Origin of the sequence: Sphingomonas sp. BT-65, assembly GCF_026107375.2 — a bacterium.
Lineage (GTDB): Bacteria > Pseudomonadota > Alphaproteobacteria > Sphingomonadales > Sphingomonadaceae > Sphingomonas.
In genome coordinates this window covers 2890450-2911721 of the sequence record NZ_JAPCIA010000001.1, presented here as the reverse complement: position 1 = coordinate 2911721, position 21272 = coordinate 2890450, and the positions used below count along the sequence as shown (strand labels likewise).

The 21272-nt window shown below is 68.5% G+C and carries 17 protein-coding genes; 10 read left to right on the top strand and 7 right to left on the bottom strand.

Going from position 1 to position 21272, the window contains the following annotated elements:
- Positions 1-54 precede the first annotated feature (54 nt).
- On the top strand, positions 55-765 hold the full coding sequence (locus tag OK349_RS13985) for a CPBP family intramembrane glutamic endopeptidase (RefSeq protein WP_265118402.1): 711 nt from the start codon (positions 55-57) through the stop codon (positions 763-765).
- Between the two features lie 50 nt (positions 766-815).
- Positions 816-2690 (top strand): CocE/NonD family hydrolase, encoded by a 1875-nt coding sequence (locus tag OK349_RS13980; RefSeq protein ID WP_265118401.1) that lies wholly within the window; start codon positions 816-818, stop codon positions 2688-2690.
- A gap of 143 nt (positions 2691-2833) precedes the next feature.
- Here the strand turns inward: OK349_RS13980 and OK349_RS13975 are convergent, their stop codons facing one another.
- The 6 genes from OK349_RS13975 to OK349_RS13950 form a co-directional block, all read right to left on the bottom strand.
- Entirely contained in the window at positions 2834-3604 is a 771-nt protein-coding gene (locus tag OK349_RS13975; protein WP_265118400.1) for an ABC transporter permease, read from the bottom strand.
- A complete protein-coding gene (locus OK349_RS13970) occupies positions 3601-4542 on the bottom strand; it encodes an ABC transporter ATP-binding protein (RefSeq protein WP_265118399.1) in 942 nt (313 codons plus the stop codon). The genes OK349_RS13975 and OK349_RS13970 overlap by 4 nt, the downstream gene beginning before the upstream one ends.
- Before the next feature lie 80 nt (positions 4543-4622).
- Positions 4623-5702 carry a serine hydrolase domain-containing protein gene (locus tag OK349_RS13965; RefSeq protein ID WP_265118398.1) on the bottom strand — a complete coding sequence of 360 codons (1080 nt, stop codon included), beginning with the start codon at positions 5700-5702 and terminating at the stop codon, positions 4623-4625.
- Positions 5703-5725: 23 nt separating this feature from the next.
- The gene (locus tag OK349_RS13960; protein WP_265118397.1) at positions 5726-6478 is read right to left on the bottom strand and encodes a DsbA family protein; all 753 of its coding nucleotides are present in this window, start codon (positions 6476-6478) and stop codon (positions 5726-5728) included.
- On the bottom strand, positions 6475-7833 hold the full coding sequence (locus OK349_RS13955) for a M48 family metalloprotease (protein WP_265118622.1): 1359 nt from the start codon (positions 7831-7833) through the stop codon (positions 6475-6477). The genes OK349_RS13960 and OK349_RS13955 overlap by 4 nt, the downstream gene beginning before the upstream one ends.
- A gap of 144 nt (positions 7834-7977) precedes the next feature.
- Positions 7978-10617 (bottom strand): Rne/Rng family ribonuclease, encoded by a 2640-nt coding sequence (locus OK349_RS13950; RefSeq protein WP_265118396.1) that lies wholly within the window; start codon positions 10615-10617, stop codon positions 7978-7980.
- A gap of 476 nt (positions 10618-11093) precedes the next feature.
- Between OK349_RS13950 and OK349_RS13945 the strand changes: the two genes are divergently transcribed.
- The 4 genes from OK349_RS13945 to OK349_RS13930 all read left to right on the top strand — a co-directional run bounded on the left by OK349_RS13945 (position 11094) and on the right by OK349_RS13930 (position 17143).
- Positions 11094-12341 (top strand): N-acetylmuramoyl-L-alanine amidase, encoded by a 1248-nt coding sequence (locus OK349_RS13945; RefSeq protein WP_372340561.1) that lies wholly within the window; start codon positions 11094-11096, stop codon positions 12339-12341.
- A gap of 206 nt (positions 12342-12547) precedes the next feature.
- Positions 12548-15058, top strand: a complete 2511-nt coding sequence (locus OK349_RS13940; protein WP_265118394.1) for a penicillin-binding protein 1A — start codon at positions 12548-12550, stop codon at positions 15056-15058.
- 187 nt (positions 15059-15245) lie between these two features.
- A complete protein-coding gene (gene prfB / locus OK349_RS13935; protein WP_265118393.1) occupies positions 15246-16373 on the top strand; it encodes a peptide chain release factor 2 in 1128 nt (375 codons plus the stop codon).
- Positions 16370-17143, top strand: a complete 774-nt coding sequence (locus OK349_RS13930) for a class I SAM-dependent methyltransferase (RefSeq protein WP_265118392.1) — start codon at positions 16370-16372, stop codon at positions 17141-17143. The genes prfB and OK349_RS13930 overlap by 4 nt, the downstream gene beginning before the upstream one ends.
- A 2-nt stretch (positions 17144-17145) precedes the next feature.
- Here the strand turns inward: OK349_RS13930 and OK349_RS13925 are convergent, their stop codons facing one another.
- Complete coding sequence (locus OK349_RS13925) at positions 17146-17547, bottom strand: JAB domain-containing protein (protein WP_265118391.1); 402 nt, start codon at positions 17545-17547, stop codon at positions 17146-17148.
- A 151-nt stretch (positions 17548-17698) separates the two neighbouring features.
- On the opposite strand from OK349_RS13925, the gene OK349_RS13920 reads away from it, so the two are divergent.
- From OK349_RS13920 to OK349_RS13905, 4 genes are all read left to right on the top strand, one after another.
- Positions 17699-18493, top strand: a complete 795-nt coding sequence (locus OK349_RS13920; protein WP_265118621.1) for a thymidylate synthase — start codon at positions 17699-17701, stop codon at positions 18491-18493.
- Positions 18490-18966, top strand: a complete 477-nt coding sequence (locus tag OK349_RS13915; protein WP_265118620.1) for a dihydrofolate reductase — start codon at positions 18490-18492, stop codon at positions 18964-18966. The genes OK349_RS13920 and OK349_RS13915 overlap by 4 nt, the downstream gene beginning before the upstream one ends.
- A 115-nt stretch (positions 18967-19081) precedes the next feature.
- On the top strand, positions 19082-20251 hold the full coding sequence (locus tag OK349_RS13910) for a dipeptidase (RefSeq protein ID WP_265118390.1): 1170 nt from the start codon (positions 19082-19084) through the stop codon (positions 20249-20251).
- Between the two features lie 49 nt (positions 20252-20300).
- Positions 20301-21230: a bifunctional riboflavin kinase/FAD synthetase gene (locus OK349_RS13905; protein ID WP_265118389.1), complete on the top strand. Its 930-nt coding sequence runs from the start codon at positions 20301-20303 to the stop codon at positions 21228-21230.
- The last annotated feature ends 42 nt before the right edge of the window (positions 21231-21272 follow it).

Genomic DNA, 21272 nt, shown 5'->3' with positions numbered 1-21272 from the left:
ATGGGTGGCCGGGTGGGGGAGCGGGCTGGTGCCGCAACATCAGGACGCGCGCTGTTGAACTGGGCGCTGCTGCTCGGGCTGATCGCGGCCTATACCTGGTACATCCGGGGTGGCGGAGTGCCGCCCGGCAGCGGACGGATCGCCCGCTATCGCCGCTGGATGCGCCGCGCGCCGCTGGCGTTCGGCGGGAGCGCGCTGCTCGCGCTCGCGATCGCGGGGCGGATCGGGAATTTGTGGCAGCTGCCCGCCGAGTTTGCGGGGCTCGAGGCCGAGGCGCGGCACTTCGCCGGCTTTGGCGGGAACATGGCCACGCTCAAGATCGCCGTGCTGGTGGGATTCGTCGGCGGGGCTGCGCTCGGCCTGGCGGTCTCGCGCTGGCAGGTGCGGCGCGGGCGGCGTCCGTTCACCGCAGGCGACATCGAGCGCATCCTGCCGCAGCGCGGGGGCGAGTTCGGCTGGACCGCGGCGCTGGGCATCGCCGCGGGGATCGTCGAGGAATTGTTCTTCCGCCTTGCGCTGCCCCTGTTCGCCGCCGTCGCGACCGGCAACGCCGGGATCGGCTTCGCGCTGGCGACGTTGCTGTTCGCCGCGGCGCATCGCTATCAGGGCTGGACCGGCATGGCGTTTTCGGGCGTCGCCGGGACGCTGCTCGCGATTCTCTACCTCGCGACGGGGGAGCTGTGGTTCGCGATGCTGATCCACGCGCTGCTCAACCTCAACGGGCTGGTGCTGCGGCCCGCGGTGCTGCGCCGCCGGGACGATTGACAGCAATCCGCGGCCCGCCTCTATTCCCGGCACAAACGGGGAGAGAGTGGATGTACCGCCGTAATGCCGCCGTCCTTGCCGCCGCCTTCGCCGCGGCTGCGCTGACTGCCCCTGCCCCGGCCCGCCAGAACGCCGCGCCGCAGGCAGAGGCGGCTGCCTTCACCTTCCAGGAGGTGATGATCCCGATGCGCGACGGGACGAAGCTGCAGACGGTGATCCTGCGCCCCACGGGCAAGAGCGGCAAGCTGCCGATCATCCTCCAGCGCACCCCCTATGGCGTGCCGAACGCGGCGCCGAGGACGGTGCCAGCGTCGATGAAATATCTGATGGACGACGGCTATATCCTCGTCTCCCAGAACATGCGCGGGCGCTACAAGTCGGAGGGCGTGTTCGCGATGTCGATGACCCTTTCCCCCGCGGGATCGAGCGCGCCCGACGAGGCGAGCGACGCGTACGACACGATCGACTGGCTGGTGAAGAACGTGCCCGACAATAACGGGCGCGTCGGCATGACCGGCGGTTCCTATCCGGGTTACGCCGCCGCCGTCGCGCTCGCTCGCCCCCATCCCGCGCTCAAGGCGGTGAGCCCGCAGGCGGCGTGGAACGACTGGTGGATGAACGACGATCTCCACCGCTACGGCGCGTTCCGCCTCTCCTACCTCACTGACTGGACCTATGGCCTCCAGAACAACAAGGACGGCGAGGATTTCAACTACAACCCCGGCGGGCCGCCGCCGGTGGACATGTACGACTGGTTCCTGAAGCTGGGGCCGGTCGAGAATCTCGACAGACTGCACTTCAAGGGCAGCGTGCCGATGCTGACGCAGATCATCGAACATCCCGATTATGACGATCACTGGAAGCGCCAGGTGTGGACCGACCGGCTCGGCCGCACGACCGTGCCGACGCTCCACGTGGTCGGCTTCTGGGACCAGGAGGACCCGCTCGGCGGCTGGAAGATCTACGAGCGGATGGAGAAGGACGATCCCAAGGGGCTGAGCATGATCGTGGCCGGCCCCTGGAACCATGGCAGCTGGAAGAGCCCGGGCGACAATCTCGGTTATGTGAACTTCGGCAAGCCGAGCGGCACCGAGTTCATGCGCGACATTGAGGCGCCCTTCTTCGCCTATTGGCTGCACGGCAAGGGCGCGCAGCCGCGGGGCGAGGCCAAGGTCTTCCAGAGCGGGTCGTGGCAGTGGAAGAACTATGCCAAGTGGCCGCCCGCGGGGACCAAGGCGACCAGCCTCTATCTCCATGCCGACGGGTCGCTGTCGTTCACCGCGCCGGCGGGCGAGGGCTGTCGCGAATATGTGTCGGACCCGGCCAACCCGGTGCCGTACCGCGCGCGGCCGATCTCGATCACCTATCCTTCGCAGGAATGGAAATGGTGGGAGGCGGCGGACCAGCGCTTCGTCGACGGGCGGCCCGACGTGCTGAGCTATGTCAGCGCGCCGCTCGAGCATGACCTGACGGTAAGCGGCGCGATCAGCGCGACGCTCCAGGCCTCGACCTCGGGCACCGACAGCGACATGGTGGTCAAGCTGATCGACGTGCTGCCCGACGACTATGACACCACGACCAAGGTGAGCGCGCTGGGCGACTATCCCAAGACCCTCAACGGCTATCAGCTGCCGGTCGCGATGGAGGTGCGTCGCGGGCGCTGGCTGGAGAGCTTCGCGACGCCCAAGCCGCTGGTGCCGAACAAGGTCGTGGCGTGGAACGTGCCGCTGCGCGACCATGATCACGTCTTCAAGAAGGGCCACCGCATCATGGTGCAGGTCCAGTCGAGTTGGTTCCCGGTGATCGACCGCAACCCGCAGAGCTTCGTGCCGAACATCTACAAGGCCAAGCCGAGCGACTTCGTGAAGGCGACCCAGCGCGTTTGCGCGGGATCGCTCATCACGCTGCCGGTGGCGGGCAACTAGCTCCTCCCCTTCATGGGAGGTGGCATCGCGCAGCGATGACGGAGGGGCCGCCGGGCGCAGCTCGGCGGTTGCACCGCCCGCCCCTCCACCACCGCTTCGCGGCGGTCCCCCTCCCCTGAGCAAGCTCAGGGGAGGAATTTATCTCAGTTCTTGAGCCGCCAGCCGGTCTTGAAGATCCAGCCGATCACGCCGAGGCACAGCAGCAGGAACGCCGCAGTGAAGCCGAGGCTGACCCCGATCGACACGTCGCCGGTGCCGAAGAAGCTCCAGCGGAAGCCGCTGACCAGATAGACCACGGGGTTGGCGAGGCTGATCGTGCGCCACGGATCGGGCAGCATGTTGATCGTGTAGAAGGCGCCACCGAGAAAGGTCAGCGGCGTCACGATCAGCGCGGGAACGAACGAGAGCTGCTCGAACCCCTTGGCCCAGATGCCGATGATGAAGCCCAACATGCTGAAGGTAAGCGCGGTCAGCACCAGCATCGTCACCATCATGAAGGGATGCTTGATCGGTACGTCGACGAACAGCATCGCCGTCACTAGGATCACCAGCCCGATCGCGATCGACTTGGTCATCGCCGCGCCGACAAATCCGATCACCATCTCCAGCGCCGTGACCGGCGCCGACAGCAGCTCGTAGATCGTGCCGGTGAATTTGGGGAAGTAGATGCCGATCGAGGCGTTGGAGATCGACAGCTGCAGCAGGTTCATCATGATCAGGCCCGGCACGATGAAGCTGCCATAGGCAACCCCGTCCAGCTCCTGCATGCGGCTGCCGATCGCGCCGCCGAACACGACGAAATAGAGCGCGGTGGTGATCACCGGCGTGACCAGGCTCTGCCACAAGGTGCGCAGCGCGCGCGCCATCTCGAAGCGGTAGATCGCCCAGACGCCGTGGTGGTTGAAGCCCTTCATGCCGCCTTCTCCTCATCGCGGCGTTCGACAAGGTCGACGAAAATGTCCTCGAGGCTCGACTTGGAGGTATCGAGGTCCTTGAACGCGATGCCGAGGTCGGCGAGCTTGCGCAGCAGCGAGGGGATGCCGGTGCGCTCGGCCTGCGCGTCGAAGGTGTAGCGCAGCCGCGTGCCCTCGTCCTCGAGGGTCAGGTGCCATTCGGCCAGATCGTGAGGAACGTCGCCCAGAGCCTCGACCAGCGCGATGTCCATCTCGCGCTTGCCGAGCTTCTTCATCAGCTCGGCTTTCTGCTCGACCAGCAGCAGCTCGCCCTTGTTGATCACCCCCACCCGGTCGGCCATTTCCTCGGCCTCCTCGATATAATGGGTGGTGAGGATGATCGTGGTGCCGCGTTCGCGCAGGCCGCCGATCAGCTTCCACATGTCGCGGCGCAGCGAGACGTCGACGCCCGCGGTGGGCTCGTCGAGGAACAGGATGTCGGGCTCGTGCGCGAGCGCCTTGGCGATCAGCACGCGGCGCTTCATCCCGCCGGAGAGCTCCATCACCTTGGAATGGCGCTTGTCGTAGAGCGAGAGGTCCTTGAGCACCTGATCGACATAGTCGTCATGGCCGGCGCGGCCGAACAGGCGGCGGCTGTAGCGGGTGGTCGCCTGCACCGTCTCGAACATGTCGACCGACAGTTCCTGCGGCACGAGGCCGATCTTCATCCGCGCCGCGCGCGGCTGGAGAAGCGCGTCGTGCCCGTCGACGGTGATCGTCCCCGAGCTCGGCGTGACGATGCCGCAAATGATGCTGATCAGCGTGGTCTTGCCCGCGCCATTGGGCCCGAGCAGGGCGAAGATCTCGCCCTTGTTGATGTCGAGATCGACCGACCCCAGCGCCTTCTGCCCGGAGGCATAGGTCTTGCTGACGCCGCGAACGGAGAGGATCGGCTCCACGAAGTCCCCCTTGCTTTGAGCGCGCGATGTAGGGACGGATGCGGGGTTCGCAACCCGCAGCGTTCATTATTCGTTCGGCGCTACTTTTCCCGCGACCGCAGCATCGCACGATAGCCGGCGAGCACCAGCGACTGCGGATCGACCGCATCGATCACGCGCATCGCCAGCGGCGCGTCGCCCTCGCCCGAGAGGAAGACCAGCGCGCCGTCGCGGCTGTCGGGATCGAAATAGGCGAGCGCGGTGACCCCCGGATCGCCGCCCTCATGCACCGCCAGCCGGCGCTTGCCGAAGGTCATCACCTGCCAGCCGAGCGCCATGCCGACGCTGTCGGGACAACCGGCGACCTGCTTCGCGCAACCCGGCGCGGTGACCTGCGAGCGCAGCCGCTCGGCGGCGAGCTCCGGGCTGAGGCCGTCGCCGCGCGCGACCGCGGCAACGAACGCGGCATAGTCGCCGACGGTGACGTAGATGTCGTCCGCGGCGACCCAATGGCCGATCGCGCGCGGCCCGGTGGTGCCGGGAAAGCCGTTGCCGTTGGCCGGAACCGCGACGCGCCCGACCATCCACGGGCGCCACGTATAGCCGATATTGGCGAGGCCCATCGGGCGGAACACCTGCGCCTCCGCAAGATCCTCGAAATCGGTGCGCAGCTTGCGCTGGACGAAGCGCGCGACCAGCTCATAGCCCTCGCCCGAATAGCCGAAGGCGGTGCCGGGATCGCGCACGAAGGCCAGGCGCTGGTTCTGCGGCCGCCAGTTGGGGAAGCCGGTCTGATGGCTGAGCGCGAGCCGCGGGGTGAGCCGCTTCGCGCGCGGATCGCCCGCGACGTCGGGGTCCATCCAGACATTGGCGATCGGCTCGTCGAGGCCGACTTGCCCGGCCTGGACCAGCCGCATCACCACCTCGGCGCTGACCGGCTTGGTGAGCGAGGCGACGTTGAACAGCGTGTCGCGCGTTGCCGGCTGCTTGCCGGCCTGCACGCCGGCCGCGCCGGTCCACACGACCTTGCCGCCGCGGATCAGCGCCGCGCCGATCCCGGTGCGGGGATGCTCGCGCGCCAGCGCGGCGATGGCGGCGTCGCGCGGGTCCTGCGCGGCGGCCGGATGCGCGGCGAGCGCGGTGAGCAGCAGCCCGAGGAAACCGATGAACCCATTACGCATCATCCCCTCCCCCGCGGCGGCTTTCAGCTCTTGGTGCGCGCCGCCTTCACTGCCTGTTCGAGCACTTCATAGGGCACCATGCCCGAGATCACGCGGTCGCCGATCACCCAGCTCGGCGTGCCGGAGACGCCGAGCTTGCCCGCGATCTCGAGGTTGCGGGTGATCTCCGCCTCGACCTTGGGCGTGGCGAGCGCCGCCTGCGCCTTGGCCGTATCGAGGCCCGCCGAGGCGGCCGCGGCGGCGATCGAGGCTTCGCTCAACTGCCCGCCCGAATAGAGCGCGGTGTGGAACGGCTTGAACTTGCCCTGCTCGGCCGCTGCGAGGCCCCAGCGCGCGGCGGTGCGGCTGACCTCGCTCAGCACGGGCAGCTCGCGATAGACGATGCGGACATTGCTGTCCGTCGCCACCAGCCGCGCGATCATCGGCAGGCTCGCGCGGCAATAGCCGCAGGCATAGTCCATATAGACCGCGACGGTGACGTCGCCCTTGGCATTGCCTTCCCACGCGCCGGCATAGGGCTCGACGATCGCTGTGCGGCTCGCCGCGACGGCCTGCCCGGTCTCGCGCTCCTGCAGGCGCTTCATCGCCTCGGGCAGTATCTCGGGGTTGGCCAGCACATAGTCGCGCACGACCTGGCCGATCCGCGCCTTGTCGGTGTCCGCGACATGCGCCGGGGCGAGCGCCTGCACGCCGAGCACCAGCCCGCCGCCGAGCGCGGCGGACAGCGCCACCAGGCCGGCGAGCGCCAGCGGGCTCTTCGCGATGCGTTCGATCACCGTCGCTTCCTGTCCTGGAGCATGCCCTGCGCGGCCATGACGATGTCCTGCGCGCGAATCCAGTCGGGCGAGCCCTGCGGCAGCCCGGCCATCGCCGCCTGCCCGCTCGCCACCGCGCGGCCCATATCGCCGATCATGCTCGACCGCTCCGCCGTCGCCAGCGCGGCGCGCGCGCTGTCGCCCTTGCGCTCATAGACCATGCCGAGCTGGTACCAGGCGAACGGGTTCTCCTGGTCGCGCACTACCGACTGGCGCAGCACCTTCTCGGCCTCGGCGAGGTTCGCCGGATCCTCGCTCGCGATCAGCGCATGGCCGAAGGTGGTGGCGATCAGCGGCTGGTAGTTGGTGCTGGTCGTCGCCTCGCGGAGCGGCGCGATCGCCTCCTTGGGTTTGCCCGATTCGAGCAGGATCTGCCCTTCGAGCTCGAGGAAATAGGGATTGTGCGGCTCGGCCCGCACCAGCGCCGCCGCCTCGGCCGCGGCCTGCTGCGGGTAGCCCGACTTGTGATAGGCATAGGCGCGCGCATAGCGGGCGGGCACCGTGGTGTCGGTGTCGGGATAGCGGCGCAGCGTATCCTTGGGATCGGAGACATAGCCGCGCAGCTTGGCCTGCACGCGCTTGAACCGCTCCTCGATCGAGGGGTTGCTGGGCTTGCTCCAGGCGGGATCGGCCTGGAGATCGGCAGTGAGCGTGGCGATGCGGTCGCCCGACATCGGGTGGCTCATCACATAGCTCTGCTCGCCGCCACGCTTCAGGCCCCAGCGATATTCCTGCTGCTGGAGCTTCTTGAAGAAGTCGAGCATGCCGCGGCCGCTGATCCCGGCGCCCGAGAGAAATTTGACGCCGGCCGCGTCGGTCGTGGCTTCCTGCGCGCGGCTGAAGGCGAGATAGTTGCCGAGCGCGGCGCGCTGGCCCATCTGCATCAGCCCCATGCCGGCATCGGCCGAGCCCGCTGCCATCGCCGCCGCGCCAAGCAGCAGGCTGAGCAGGGTGATGCTCGTCGCGCCCCGGGCCATGCGGTCGCTGAGCGGCGCATGGCCGCCGGTGACGTGGCCGAGCTCGTGCGCGATCACGCCCTGCACCTCGTTGGCGCTGCTGGCGGCGTCGATCAGGCCCGAATGGATATAGACCGCCTGCCCGCCCGCGACGAAGGCGTTGATCGACGGATCGTTGATCAGGACGATGCGGACGTTGTTCGGCTGGAGATTGGCGGCCTTGATCAGGTCGCGCGACATGTCGGCGAGCAGCGCCTCGCTCTCCGCGTCGCGCAGGATCGACTGGGCGAAGGCGGGATTGACGATGCCGACGAGCAGCACCAGCGCAAGGATCGAAACGAGCCGCTTCATGGCGGGCATCATGGCGGATTATCCCCTGCGATCAACGGCCGGTTGCGGCCGGACGGCCCGGAACGCGATGGATCGGCCCGCCTGAACGGTGCGTGAGCGGCGGGAATGGGGATGCCATCCCCGCCGTCCATGCATCAGGCATCGCCCTGCCGGTCACGCACCGAACGTGCGCTGCCACCAGCCACGACGAGGCTCGCCGGGGCTATCCTCGGACGCCTCGGCGCCGTCGGCTTCGGCCGGTCCTTCCGCAGGTGCGGCGGCCGCCGCAGCGGGCTCCAGATCCTGCGCGACCGGCTCGGCCGCCGCCTTGGCGCGGCTGCGGCGCTTGGGCTTGGCCAGCGCGTCCGCGACGGGCTCGGGCTGGGGCTCGGGCGCGGTTTCGGCCGCCACGGGCGCTTCCGCCTCGGGCTGGGCCATTTCCGCGTCGGCCTTCTTGCGGCGCGTGCGCTTCGGCTTGGCCGAGGCTTCCTCCGTGGCCGGCTGCGGTTCGGCGGCGATCCCCGCTTCCTCGGTCGCCACGTCGAGCGCGGCGACGAGCGTCTCGGCGACGTCGGCTTCGGCCTTCTTGCGGCGCGTGCGCTTGGGCTTGGCCGGTGCCTCGACCGGCTGCGGCTCGGCGGCGATGCCGGCCTCGGCGGTCGCTTCCTCGATCTCCGCCGCCGATTCCTCGACGGTCTCGGGCGTGCCTTCGTCCGCGCCGCGGCGGCCGCCACGACGGCCACGGCGGCGGCGCTTGCGCTCCCCGCTGTCCTCGGCGACCGGCTCCCCGGCTTCGGCGGCGTCTTCGGCCGCCTCGTCCGCGTCCGCCTCGCCGTCGGCGGCGGCTTCGTCGGCGGAAGGCTGCTCGCCATTCTCTTCGTCGCGGCGGCCGCGGCGGCCACGGCGGCGGCGGCGACGCTTGCGGCCGGCCTCACCCTCGCCGTCGCTACGCTCGCGGCGCTCGCGCGGCTCGCGGGCCTCGATTTCCTCCTCGTCCTCTTCCTCGTCGATCTCCTCGACGACATCCTCTTCTTCGAGCTCCTCGATCGCCGCGGCGAACTTGGGCGCGTGCGCCGGCGGCGGGCCGCTGGCCTCGACCGACATGCGCGCGCCCTCGAGCTCGCCGTCGGAGAGGATCTCGACCATCACGCCATAGCGGTCCTCGATCTCGGCGATGTCCGCGCGCTTCTTGTTGAGCACGTAGAACGCCGCTTCCTGGCTGCAGCGCAGAGTCAGCAGCGAGCCGCGCCCGCGCGCCGCCTCGTCCTCGATCAGGCGCAGCGCGGAAAGGCCCGCCGAGGAGGCGGTGCGGACGAGCCCGGTGCCCTCGCAATGCGGGCACTGGCGGGTCGAAGCCTCGAGCACGCCGGTGCGCAGCCGCTGGCGGCTCATCTCCATCAGGCCGAACGCCGAGATGCGGCCGACCTGGATGCGCGCGCGGTCGTTCTTGAGCGCTTCCTTCATCGCCTTCTCGACCTTCCGGACGTTCGATCCGTGGTCCATGTCGATGAAGTCGATGACGACGAGCCCGGCCATGTCGCGCAGGCGCAACTGGCGCGCGATTTCCTGCGCCGCCTCGAGGTTGGTCGCGGTCGCGGTCTGCTCGATATTGTGCTCGCGCGTCGAGCGGCCCGAGTTGATGTCGATCGAGACCAAAGCCTCGGTCGGGTTGATCACGAGATAGCCGCCGCTCTTGAGCTGCACCACCGGGTGGTACATCGCGGCGAGCTGGTCCTCGACATGCGCGCGCTGGAACAGCGGCACGGCATCCGAGTAATGTTTCACCTTCTTGGCGTGGCTCGGCATCAGGAGCTTCATGAAGTCCTTGGCCTGGCGATAGCCCTCCTCGCCCTCGATGATCACTTCCTCGATGTCGCGATTATAGATGTCGCGGATCGCGCGCTTGATCAGGTCGCTGTCGCCATAGATCAGCGCCGGCGCCGACGAGCCCAGCGTCTTCTCGCGGATCTCGTCCCACAGTCGGGCGAGATAGTCGAAGTCGCGCTTGATCTCGACCTTGGTGCGCTGGAGCCCCGCGGTGCGCACGATGCAGCCCATCGTCGGCGGCAGCTTGAGGTCCGACATGATCGACTTCAGGCGCTTGCGGTCGGCCGCCGAGCTGATCTTGCGCGAGATGCCGCCGCCATGCGCGGTGTTGGGCATCAGCACGCAATAGCGGCCAGCGAGGCTGAGATAAGTGGTCAGCGCCGCGCCCTTGTTGCCGCGCTCCTCCTTGACGACCTGGACCAGCAGCACCTGGCGGCGGCGGATCACGTCCTGGATCTTGTAGCGGCGGCGCAGGCTCATGCGGCGCTGGCGCAGCGCCTCGACCTGGTCGTCGCTGCCCTTGCCGCGGCGGCGGCGCGGACGGCCGCCCCCGGCTTCCTCGTCGCCGTCGGCCGCCTCGGCGGCTTCCTCGTCCTCGTCGGCGGGGCGCTCGAGCACCTCGACGTCGCCGCCGTCATGCTCGTCGTCATGATCCTCGTCGCCCTCGGCCTCGGCGCGCAGCGCGGCCTCCTCGGCGGCGTGCTCGGCCTCCTCGCGGAGCAGCGCGTCGCGGTCTTCCTTGGGGATCTGGTAATAGTCGGGGTGGATTTCGCTGAAGGCCAGGAAGCCGTGGCGGTTGCCGCCATATTCGACGAACGCCGCCTGGAGCGAGGGCTCCACGCGCGTCACCTTGGCCAGATAGATATTGCCCTTGAGCTGCTTGCGCTCGGCGGACTCGAAATCAAACTCCTCGATTCGGTTCCCTTTGACGACCGCCACGCGGGTCTCTTCCCGGTGGCGTGCGTCGATCAGCATACGCATGGTCATTTAATGTTCTCCGGGCGCGCCTTGCGGGTGTCAGCCGCGGCGCGCAGTCAATGATGTCGCCCGTCGCGTCTGCGACGGAGCGAGGATTACGGGTTTGAAGATTTGCGTCTGCTGCGCGCGCACGTCCGGGCCCGCGGCCCGGATGCTTCGCCGCCGCGCACCGGCCGGCCGCAATGGCCTGGCAATCGGAGCGGCGGGAAAATTGCGACATCACAGCATCAACCTGAATTACCGCCGAAAGATGGTGGCGGCGAACGGCCGGCACAAGCCGGTCGGGGATGCGTAGCACCCTGCAACGAACCGGGCAACCGGAAGCGCAAGGGATACGGGTGCGCGACGGCACCCGGCAAATCCCTGCCGCCCTTGCCGGCAAAATCATGCCGAATGTGATGTTAACCGCACTGCTTCACCTCGTTTGAAGCCGCGCGGCGCTACCCGGATCGCCGTCAGGTAATTCGTTATGTGAGTGTTGTTGCATGCATTTGGGCTGGACCCCCCCCAGCCCGGCGCGGCATATCGCCCGGGTGTCATTTTTCCTCGCCCTCCTCGCCGGCTGGCTTACCGGCGCACCGAGCTGGGCAGGCACGATCCGCGACATCGACGTCCAGTCGAACCGCATCGTCGTCAAGTTCGACGATCGCGTGGCGCAGGCGTCGAGCTTCCTGCTCGCAGGTCCCAACCGCATCGCGCTCGACCTGATGGGTGCGAGCCCAGGCGCGCGCACCGATGTCGGCGGGCCGGTGGAGGCCGTGCGCCAGGCGGCGCGCGGCGAGGGCGCGCGCGTCGTGTTCGACCTCGCCCGCCCCGCGATCGTCACCAGCGGCCGCTTCTCGGCCGACGGCACCGCGCTCACGCTCGAGCTGCGTACGGTCGACGATGCCCGCTTCGCGCGCGCCGCGGCGGAGGGCCGGATGAGCTTCCTCCCGCCGTTCAGCTTCGCACGCGCCTCGACGCGCCATGCCTACAGCGTCTCGGTGCCCGTGCCGCCGCGCCCCGCCGCCTACCGGATGCCGCGCATCTATGGCGACGACGACGATCGTCCGCTGGTGGTGATCGATGCCGGCCATGGCGGGCACGATCCCGGCGCGATCTCGGCCGAAGGGCTGCAGGAGAAGGACCTGACGCTCAAGGTCGCCAAGGCGATCCGCGACGAACTGGCCGGATCGGGCCGGGTGCGCGTCGCGCTGACTCGCGAGGACGACCGCTATCTGCTCCACCGCGACCGGTTCGAGATCGCACGCAAGCTCGGCGCGGCTTTGTTCATCTCGGTCCATTGCGACGCCGCGCACAATGAAGAGGCCAGCGGCGCGACGGTCTACACCCTGTCCGAGGTCGCCTCGGACAAGGAAGCCGCGCGCCTTGCCGCGCGCGAGAACAAGTCCGACATCCTATCCGGAGTCGATCTCGCCGCCCAGAATCGCGACGTCTCCTCGATCCTGATCGACTTGACGCAGCGCGAGACGATGAACGCCTCGGCCAAGTTTGCGCGGCTGCTCGGGCGCGAGGCGCAGGGGCTGATCCCGGTGCGCGAGAATTACCACCGCATGGCCTCGCTGCTGGTGCTCAAGGCGCCCGACGTGCCCTCGATCCTGTTCGAGACCGGCTATATCTCGAACGAGAAGGACGCCGCCTTGCTCAACTCCGCCGACGGCCGCCGCCGCATCGCCGAGGGCGTGAGCCGCGCGGTCGCGATCCATTTCGCCACGCGGATGGCGGCGCGGTGAATCAATCCTCCCCTGCCCCGCAGGGGAGGGGGACCAGCCGCAGGCTGGCGGAGGGGTGGCGGGCGTAGCCCGCCGTCTTCGACGGCCGCCCCTCCGTCATCGCTTCGCGATGCCACCTCCCCTGAAGGGGAGGATTTGAGACACCAAAACAACCCGCCGCATCCTTGGCTGGCAAGCCCGATCAATCCTGCTAAACCGCCGCCGACATGGCGGACGCGACCGAACCCGATTTCACGCTCAAATTGACGCGAGAGGATGCCGGAGGCCGGTTTGCGGCGCTCCGCCGCCGCTGGTGGTTCAAGCTGCTCGCCTGGCTCGCGCTGCTCTCGGGCGTCGGCACCGCATTGCTCTGGGCGCTGTTCCTGCGCGACCTGCCCTCGGTCGACATGCTGCGCGCCTATGAGCCGCCGCTGCCCACCAATGTCCGCCAGGCCGACGGCACGCCGCTGCGCAGCTATGCCCGCGAGCGCCGCGTCGAATTGTCCTACGACGAATATCCCAAGCTGCTGGTCGGCGCCTTCCTCTCGGCCGAGGACAAGACCTTCTTCGAGCACGGCGGGGTCGACTATCCCGGCCTGGTGCGTGCGGCCTGGCAGGGGATGACCAGCGGCGAGACGCCGCGCGGCACCTCGACCATCACTCAGCAGGTCGCCAAGAACCTGTTGCTCACCAACGAGGTGAGCTATGTCCGCAAGGCGCGCGAGGCGATCCTCGCCTTCCGCATCGAGAATACACTGTCCAAGCAGCAGATCCTCGAGCTCTATCTCAACCAGATCGCGCTGGGCCGCAACGCGTTCGGGGTCGAGGCCGCGGCGCATGCCTATTTCGACAAGGATTTGAGCCAGCTCAGCCTGCCGCAGTTCGCCTATCTCGCGATCCTGCCCAAAGGCCCGTCCAACTATATGCCCGAGCGCCACGCCGATCGCGCGATCGAACGGCGCAACTGGGTGCTGGGGCAGATGCTGGCGAACGGCTATATCGACCAGGCCGCGCATGACGCCGCCGTCGCCGCCCCGCTCGGCGCGGTGCCGCGCAAGTCGCCCAGCGCCGACCCGCTCGGCGGCTATTTCATCGAGGAAGTCCGCCGCCAGCTGCTCGACCGCTTCGGCGAGACCGAGAAGGCGGGGCCGTACAGCGTCTATGCCGGCGGCCTGTGGGTGCGCACCTCGTTCGACCCCGAGATCCAGAAAGCGGCGCAGAAGGCGCTGCGCGACGGCCTGCTGCGCTATGATCGCGGCCGCGGCTGGTCGGGCCCGATGCGCGAGACGAACTTCGCCGGCGACGATTGGCGCGCGGCGCTGCTCAACACCAACATCAACCTCGATTACGAGGACTGGCGCCCGGCGATCGTGATTTCCAAGGCCGGCGGCAGCGCCGAGATCGGCTTTGGCGATGGCCGCACCGGCACCTTGCCGGCCTCCGGCGCGCAGATGCCGGTGCGCGGCCAGGGCGGCGCGGCGTTCAATGCCCTGAAGCGCGGCGACGTGATCGCCGTCGCACCCGAGGGCGGGGTGTTCGCGCTGCGCTCGATCCCCAAGGTGTCGGGCGGCATGGTGGTGGAGGACCCCAATACCGGCCGCGTCCTCGCGATGCAGGGCGGGTTCGACGCCACGGTGCAGGCGTTCAACCGCGCGACCCAGGCGCAGCGCCAGCCGGGCTCGACGATCAAGCCGATCGTCTATACCGCGGCGCTCGAGAACGGCATGACCCCCGCCTCGATCATCGTCGACGGTCCCTTCTGCGTCTATCAGGGTGCGGCGCTCGGCCAGAAATGCTTCCGCAACTTCGGCGGCACCCGTGGCGCGGGTCCGAAGACGATGCGCTGGGGCATCGAGCAGTCGCGCAACCTGATGACCGTGCAGGCGGCGAACACCACCGGCATGGACAAGGTGGTCGACCTGATGCAACGGATGGGCGTCAGCCAGCAGAAATATCCGCCCTATCTCTCTTACTCGCTCGGCGCGGGCGAGAGCACGGTGATGCGGATGGTCAACGCCTATTCGATCTTGGTCAATCACGGCCGCGCGCTCACCCCGTCGCTGATCGACTTCGCGCAAGACCGCAAAGGCAAGGTGATCTGGCCGCAGAACTGGCGCCCGTGCGACCGCTGCAACATGCCCGACTGGGACGGCAAGCCGATGCCGCGTCCCGTCGTCCGCTCGCGCCAGGTGATCGACGCGATGAGCGCCTATCAGATGGTGCACATCACCGAGGGCGTGATCCAGCGCGGCACCGCGACGATCCTGCGCGATCTCAATCGCCCGATCATGGGCAAGACCGGCACCTCCTCGGGCCCACGCGACGTGTGGTTCATCGGCGGCACCCCGCAGATGATCGCCGGCCTCTATATCGGCTACGACACGCCGACCAATCTCGGCGGCTATGCCCAGGGCGGCACGCTCGCCGCGCCGATCTTCAAGCAGTTCGCGCAAAAGGCCTATGAGGGGCTCGACGTGCTGCCCTTCACTGCGCCGCCGGGGATGCGCATGGTACGCATCGACCGTACCTCGGGCCGCCGCGTGTTCGGCGCCTGGCCGGGCACCGACCCCAAGGCGGCGGTGATCTGGGAAGCGTTCAAGCCCGAGAGCGAGCCGCGCCGCCGCTCGCGCCGCGACGCCGAGGAGGAAGCGCCCAAGGCCGAGGTCAAGAAGAAGGCCGTCCAGCAGGAGCGACCGCGCGACAGCGACTTCTTGCAACGCGAGGGCGGAATCTACTAGCGGGCTTATGATCAACAATCCGGCCCCCATCGTCACCCCGGCCTTGTGCCGGGGTCCACGGTGCCTGAAGGGATGGACTTGAACCTCTTGCGCCCCGCTTGCCGCCCGGTGGACCCCGGCACAAGGCCGGGGTGACGAATAAACGGTCCGGTTCTGCCGTGGCCTCGAAGTTTGAAAGGTTTATACGATGCGCGCCGAAGCGCAGGCACATGCCGACAAGATCAACGACGCGCTCGCGCTGCTCCGCCGCTTCCTCGACTGGGACAAGGCGCTGCGCCGGCTCGACGAGCTCAACGCGCGCGTCGAGGACCCGACCTTGTGGGACAATCCCAGGGAAGCGCAGGACGTGATGCGCGAGCGCCGCCGGCTCGACGAATCGATCACCGCGACGCGCGCGATCGAGCGCGAGCTCGCCGACACATCCGAGCTGATCGAGATGGCCGACGCCGAGGGCGACGAAGCGATGGCGATCGAGGGCACCCAGGCGCTCGCCGCGCTCGCCGCGCGCGCCGACGAAGACAAGGTGAAGGCCCTGCTTTCGGGCGAGGCCGACGCCAACGACACCTATCTCGAGGTCCATTCGGGCGCCGGCGGGACCGAGAGCCAGGACTGGGCCGAGATGCTCCAGCGCATGTACACGCGCTGGGCCGAGCGCCACGGCTTCAAGGTCGAGCTGATGGACTATCACGCCGGCGAGCAGGCCGGCATCAAGTCGGCGACGCTGCTGATCAAGGGCGAGAACGCCTATGGCTATGCCAAGACCGAGAGCGGCGTGCACCGCCTGGTGCGCATCTCGCCCTATGATTCGTCGGCGCGGCGCCACACCAGCTTCTCGTCGGTGTGGGTCTATCCGGTGATCGACGATTCGATCGATATCGAGATCAACGAGAGCGACCTCAAGATCGATACCTATCGCGCGTCGGGCGCGGGCGGGCAGCACGTCAACACCACCGATTCGGCGGTGCGCATCACGCACGTGCCCTCGGGCATCATCGTCGCGAGCCAGCAGGACCGGTCGCAGCACAAGAATCGCGCGACGGCTATGGGCATGCTGAAGGCCCGCCTGTATGAAGCCGAGCTGGCCAAGCGCGAGGCGGCGGCGATGACCGACTATTCGGCCAAGACCGAGATCGGCTGGGGCCACCAGATCCGCTCCTATGTCCTCCAGCCCTATCAGCTGGTCAAGGATTTGCGTACCGGCGTCACTTCCACCGCGCCGTCGGACGTGCTCGACGGAGCACTCGACCCGTTCATGGCGGCTGCGCTATCACAGCGCGTGACCGGCGAGACGGTCGAGGTGGAGGACGTGGATTGAGGCCAGCGGGCGCCTCTCTGCTGCTGCTGATCGCCCTCGCGGTTGCGGGGTGCGACGCGACCGAGCCGCGCCCGCAACCGACGCCTACCCAGGACCTCCGCTTCCCTGCCGCCGACCGGCCGGTCGCCACCATCGTCTCGGCACGCTGGTCGACCGAGGAGGCGCGCGACCGCTTGAACGAGGCCGATACGGTGATGGACCTCGCCCAGATCAAGCCGGGCACGACCGTCGCCGATATCGGCGCGGGCGAGGGCTATTACACGATCCGCCTCGCCGCGCGCGTCGGCAAGAACGGGCGCGTGCTGGCCGAGGACATCATCCCCGGGGTGCGCGACGCGCTGGCGCAGCGCGTCTCGCGCGAGCGGCTCGACAATGTCAGCGTGCGCCTCGGCGAGCCCGAGGATCCCAAGCTGCCCGCCAACAGCTTCGACCGCATCCTGATGGTGCACATGTACCACGAGATCGAGGAGCCCTATGAGTTCCTGTGGCGGATGCGGCCCTCGCTGCGGCCCGACGGGCTGGTCGTGGTGGTCGACGCCGATCGCGAGACGCAGAACCACGGCACCCCGCCCGCGCTGCTCGAATGCGAGTTCGCCGCGGTCGGCTATCGGTTGGTGACGAAGCGCGACATGCCCTCGGCGGGCGGCTATCTCGCCATGTTCAAGGCCGAGGGGCCGCGCCCCGATCCCTCGGCGATCCGCGCCTGCCGTCACCAGCCCGCGCCGAAGAAGGCCGGCGCGCCGAAGCCCGAATCGACCACCGACGAATAGCGCTACAACAGCCCCGCTGCGCGGAAGCTCCACGCGCCGCCATTCGCGCCGACGACCAGATGCTCGTGCAGCCGCACGCCGAGCGCGTGCAGCGCGCCGGCCAGTCGCCGCGTCGCCTCGCGATCCGCGCGGCTGGGCCAGGCCTCTCCGCGCGGATGGTTGTGCGCCATCACCACCACGGTGGCGTCGAGGCTGAGCGCGTCGATCGCGACTCGCCGGACGGGCAAGTCCACCGCGTCCGCTTCGGTCCCGCGCGCGTGGCGCAGCCCAAGCATCCGTCCGTCCGGGTCGCAATAGGCGAACGCCGCGACCTCGACCCTTTCCCCGGCGACGCTGTCCGCGACGATCCGGCCGATCACGTCGAACGGCGCGCCGGGGGATGGGAGGAGCGCTTGCGACGCCATGACGCCAACGTCGCCGCAAAGCCCCGAATCCGTCGAGGCGAACCGTCTCCGCGGTGGCGCGACTTTGTTCCATTTCGGAGGGAATACGATCCACAGCTTCGCGGGCGCCCGCGCTTGGCGGCGCACCGGCGCTGGGCTAGGTTCGGCTCCAATGCGGCAATATCTCGACCTCATGGAACGGGCGCTGGCCCATGGCGCGGTACAGATGGACCGCACCGGAGTCGGCACGCGCAGCGTGTTCGGGCACCAGATGCGCTTCGACCTGGCGCAGGGCTTCCCGCTGCTCACCACCAAGAAGCTGCACATCCGCTCGATCATCGTCGAATTGCTGTGGTTCCTGCGCGGCGACACCAACGTGAAGTGGCTCAACGCGCGCAAGGTCAGCATCTGGGACGAATGGGCCGATGAGAATGGCGATCTCGGCCCGGTCTATGGCAAGCAATGGCGCGACTGGGAGGCGCCCGACGGGAGCCATGTCGACCAGATCAAGGAACTGATCGAGACGCTCAAGGCCAACCCCGCCTCGCGGCGGATGATCGTCTCAGCCTGGAACCCGGGCGAGCTCGGCGCGATGGCGCTGGCGCCGTGCCACTGCCTGTTCCAGTGCCATGTCGCGAACGGCAAGCTCTCGCTCCAGCTCTACCAGCGCTCGGCCGACATCTTCCTCGGCGTGCCGTTCAACATCGCGAGCTACGCGCTGCTCACCCACATGCTCGCGCAGCAATGCGATCTCGAGCCCGGCGAGTTCATCTGGACCGGCGGCGACTGCCACCTCTATTCCAACCATCTCGAACAGGCCGAGCTGCAGCTGTCCCGCGCGCCCGGCCCGCTCCCGCGGCTAGAGATCCTGCGCAAGCCGGCCTCGATCGATTCCTACGAGTACGAAGACTTCGTGCTGCACGACTATGTCGCCCAGCCGCACATCAAGGCCGAGGTCGCGGTCTGATCAGCTTCCATCTCGCGCGGGCCGACAATGGCGTGATCGGGGTGGACGGGAAGCTGCCCTGGCACCTGCCCGCCGACCTCAAGCGCTTCAAGGCGCAGACCATGGGCAAGCCGATGGTCATGGGCCGCAAGACCTTCGAGAGCTTTCCGTCGCCGCTGCCGGGGCGGCGCCATGTCGTGCTGACGCGCGACGCGTCGTGGCAGCGCGAGGGGGCGGAGGTCGCGAGTTCGGTCGAGGACGCATTGCGGCTCGCGGGCGATGGCGACGTCGCCGTGATCGGGGGCGTGGAGATCTTCGCGCTGTTCCTCGACCGTGCTGACCGAATCGAGCTGACCGAGGTGCATGTCTCGCCCGCAGGCGACGCCGTCGTCCCGCCGTTCGGCCCGGAATGGCGCGAGACCGCGCGCGAGGATCATCCGGCCGACGGTGACCGCCCCTCCTACAGTTTCGTCACGCTGGAGCGGCGAACCTAACGTAATCGTCACCCCGGACTTGTTCCGGGGCCCACCTTGCCGCACACAATGCGCGACAGCGATTGCGGCACGGTGGATGCCGGAACGAGTCCGGCATGACGGGGGAGGAAGTCCGATGAGGAAGTGGTGGCTCTGGGTGCTAGCCCTTCTCATGATCGCCGTGATTGCCTTCTTCGCGCTCGCGCCGGGGATCGTCGAGAGCGACATGAACAAGGTCGTCGCGACCAAGCTCCCGAACGTCACGCCCGAGACGCGCAAGCTCCACGCCAGCCTCCAGATCGCCGACCTGCACGAGGACACGTTGCTGTGGAAGCGCAGCCTCAACGACCGGTCGACCCAAGGCCAGGTCGACTTGCCCCGGCTGATCGAGGGCAATGTCGCGCTGCAGGTTTTTTCATCGGTCTCCAAAACGCCGAAGAACCAGAATTACGACGCCAATGGCGCCGATACCGACAATATCACCCTGCTGACCTTCGCCCAGCTCCAGCCGCCGCGCACCTGGACCTCGCTGCTCGAACGCTCGCTGTTCCACGCGCAGAAGCTCGAGCGCGCCGCGGCCGCCTCGAACGGACAGCTCCGCGTGATCCGCACCCCCGCCGATCTCGATTCGCTGCTCGCCACCCGCGCCAAGGGAAGCAAGACCGTTGGCGGCCTGCTCTCGATCGAGGGGCTGCAGAACATGGAGGGCAAGCTCGCCAATATCGACCGGCTCCACGCCGCGGGCTTCCGCATGGCCGGCCTCGCCCATTTCTTCGACAACGAACTCGCTGGATCGATGCACGGCATCGCCAAAGGCGGCCTCACTCCGCTCGGCCGCGCGACGGTGCGCCGCATGGAGGCGCTCGGCATGGTCGTCGACATCGCACATGCCAGCCACAAGTCGGTCGCCGAGATCCTGGCGATGGCCAAGCGCCCGGTCGTCTCCAGCCATGGCGGCGTGCAGGCGGTGTGCAAGGTCAACCGCAACCTCTCGGACGACGAGATCCGCGGCGTTGCCAAGACCGGCGGCGTGATCGGCATTGGCTATTGGGACGCGGCGATCTGCGGCACCGAGCCGGAAAAGGTCGCCGCGGCGATCGCGCATGTCCGCGACCTGGTCGGGATCGACCATGTCGGGCTCGGCTCGGACTTCGACGGCGCGGTCACCACCGGCTTCGACACCGCGCAGCTGGTGTTCGTCACGCAAGCACTGGTCGACCGCGGCTTCACGCCCGAGGAAATCCGCAAGGTGATGGGGGGCAATGTCCTGCGCGTACTGCGCGGGGGGATCGCCCCTGCCCAGTGACCAAGCCAGTGAGTTGGCACGTGCGGACGGCCTCTCTATAGGCGCGCCAATGGAGCGGCTGGACGGAGCGGTCGCGGTACCGGCGCATCTGCGCGGCGGGATCGTGGCGCTCGGCAATTTCGACGGATTTCATCGCGGGCACCAGGCGGTGGTGGGCCGCGCGGTCGAGCGCGCGCGCGCCGAGGGGCGGCCGGCGATCGTCGCCACCTTCGATCCGCATCCGATGCGCTATTTCCGGCCGCAAACGCCATCCTTCCGCCTGACCACGCTCGACCAGCGCCAGCGCCTGTTCGGCGAAGCGGGCGCCGACGCGATGCTGGTGTTCGGCTTCGACGCCGCGCTCGCCGGTCTGCCCGCGCGCGCCTTTGCCGAGCAGCGGCTGGTCGAGCTGATCGGCGCGGGCGGCGTTGTGACCGGCGCTGACTTCACCTTCGGCAAGGGCCGCGACGGCGACGTCGGCGTGCTGCACACGCTGGGCGAAGAGCTCGGCTTCAGCGTCGACACCATCGCCCCGGTCGAGGACACGGGCGAGGTCATCTCGTCGAGCCGCATCCGCGAGGCGCTGCAGGCGGGCAAGCCGCGCGAGGCCGCCGCGCTGCTCACTCGCCCCTTCGCGATCGAGGGCGTGGTCGAGCCCGGCGCGAAGCTTGGCCGCGAGCTCGGCTATCCCACCGCCAACCTCCAGCTCGGCAATTACCTCCGCCCGCGCTACGGCATCTACGCGGTGCGCGGGCACTTGCCCGACGGCCGGGTGCTAGACGGCGCCGCCAATCTCGGCATCCGCCCGAGCATCGAGCCGCCGGTCGAGCTGCTCGAGCCCTATTTCTTCGACTTCTCGGGCGACCTCTACGGCCAGACGATCGAGGTCGAGCTGATCGAGTTCCTCCGCGACGAGGCGAAGTTCGATTCGCTCGATGCGCTGAAGGCGCAGATCGCGGCCGATTGCGAGGCGGCGAAAGCGGCGCTGCGAATTAGCTAGCCCCTCCCGGCCGCGGGAGGGGCAACGCGCTTCCACCTTCCC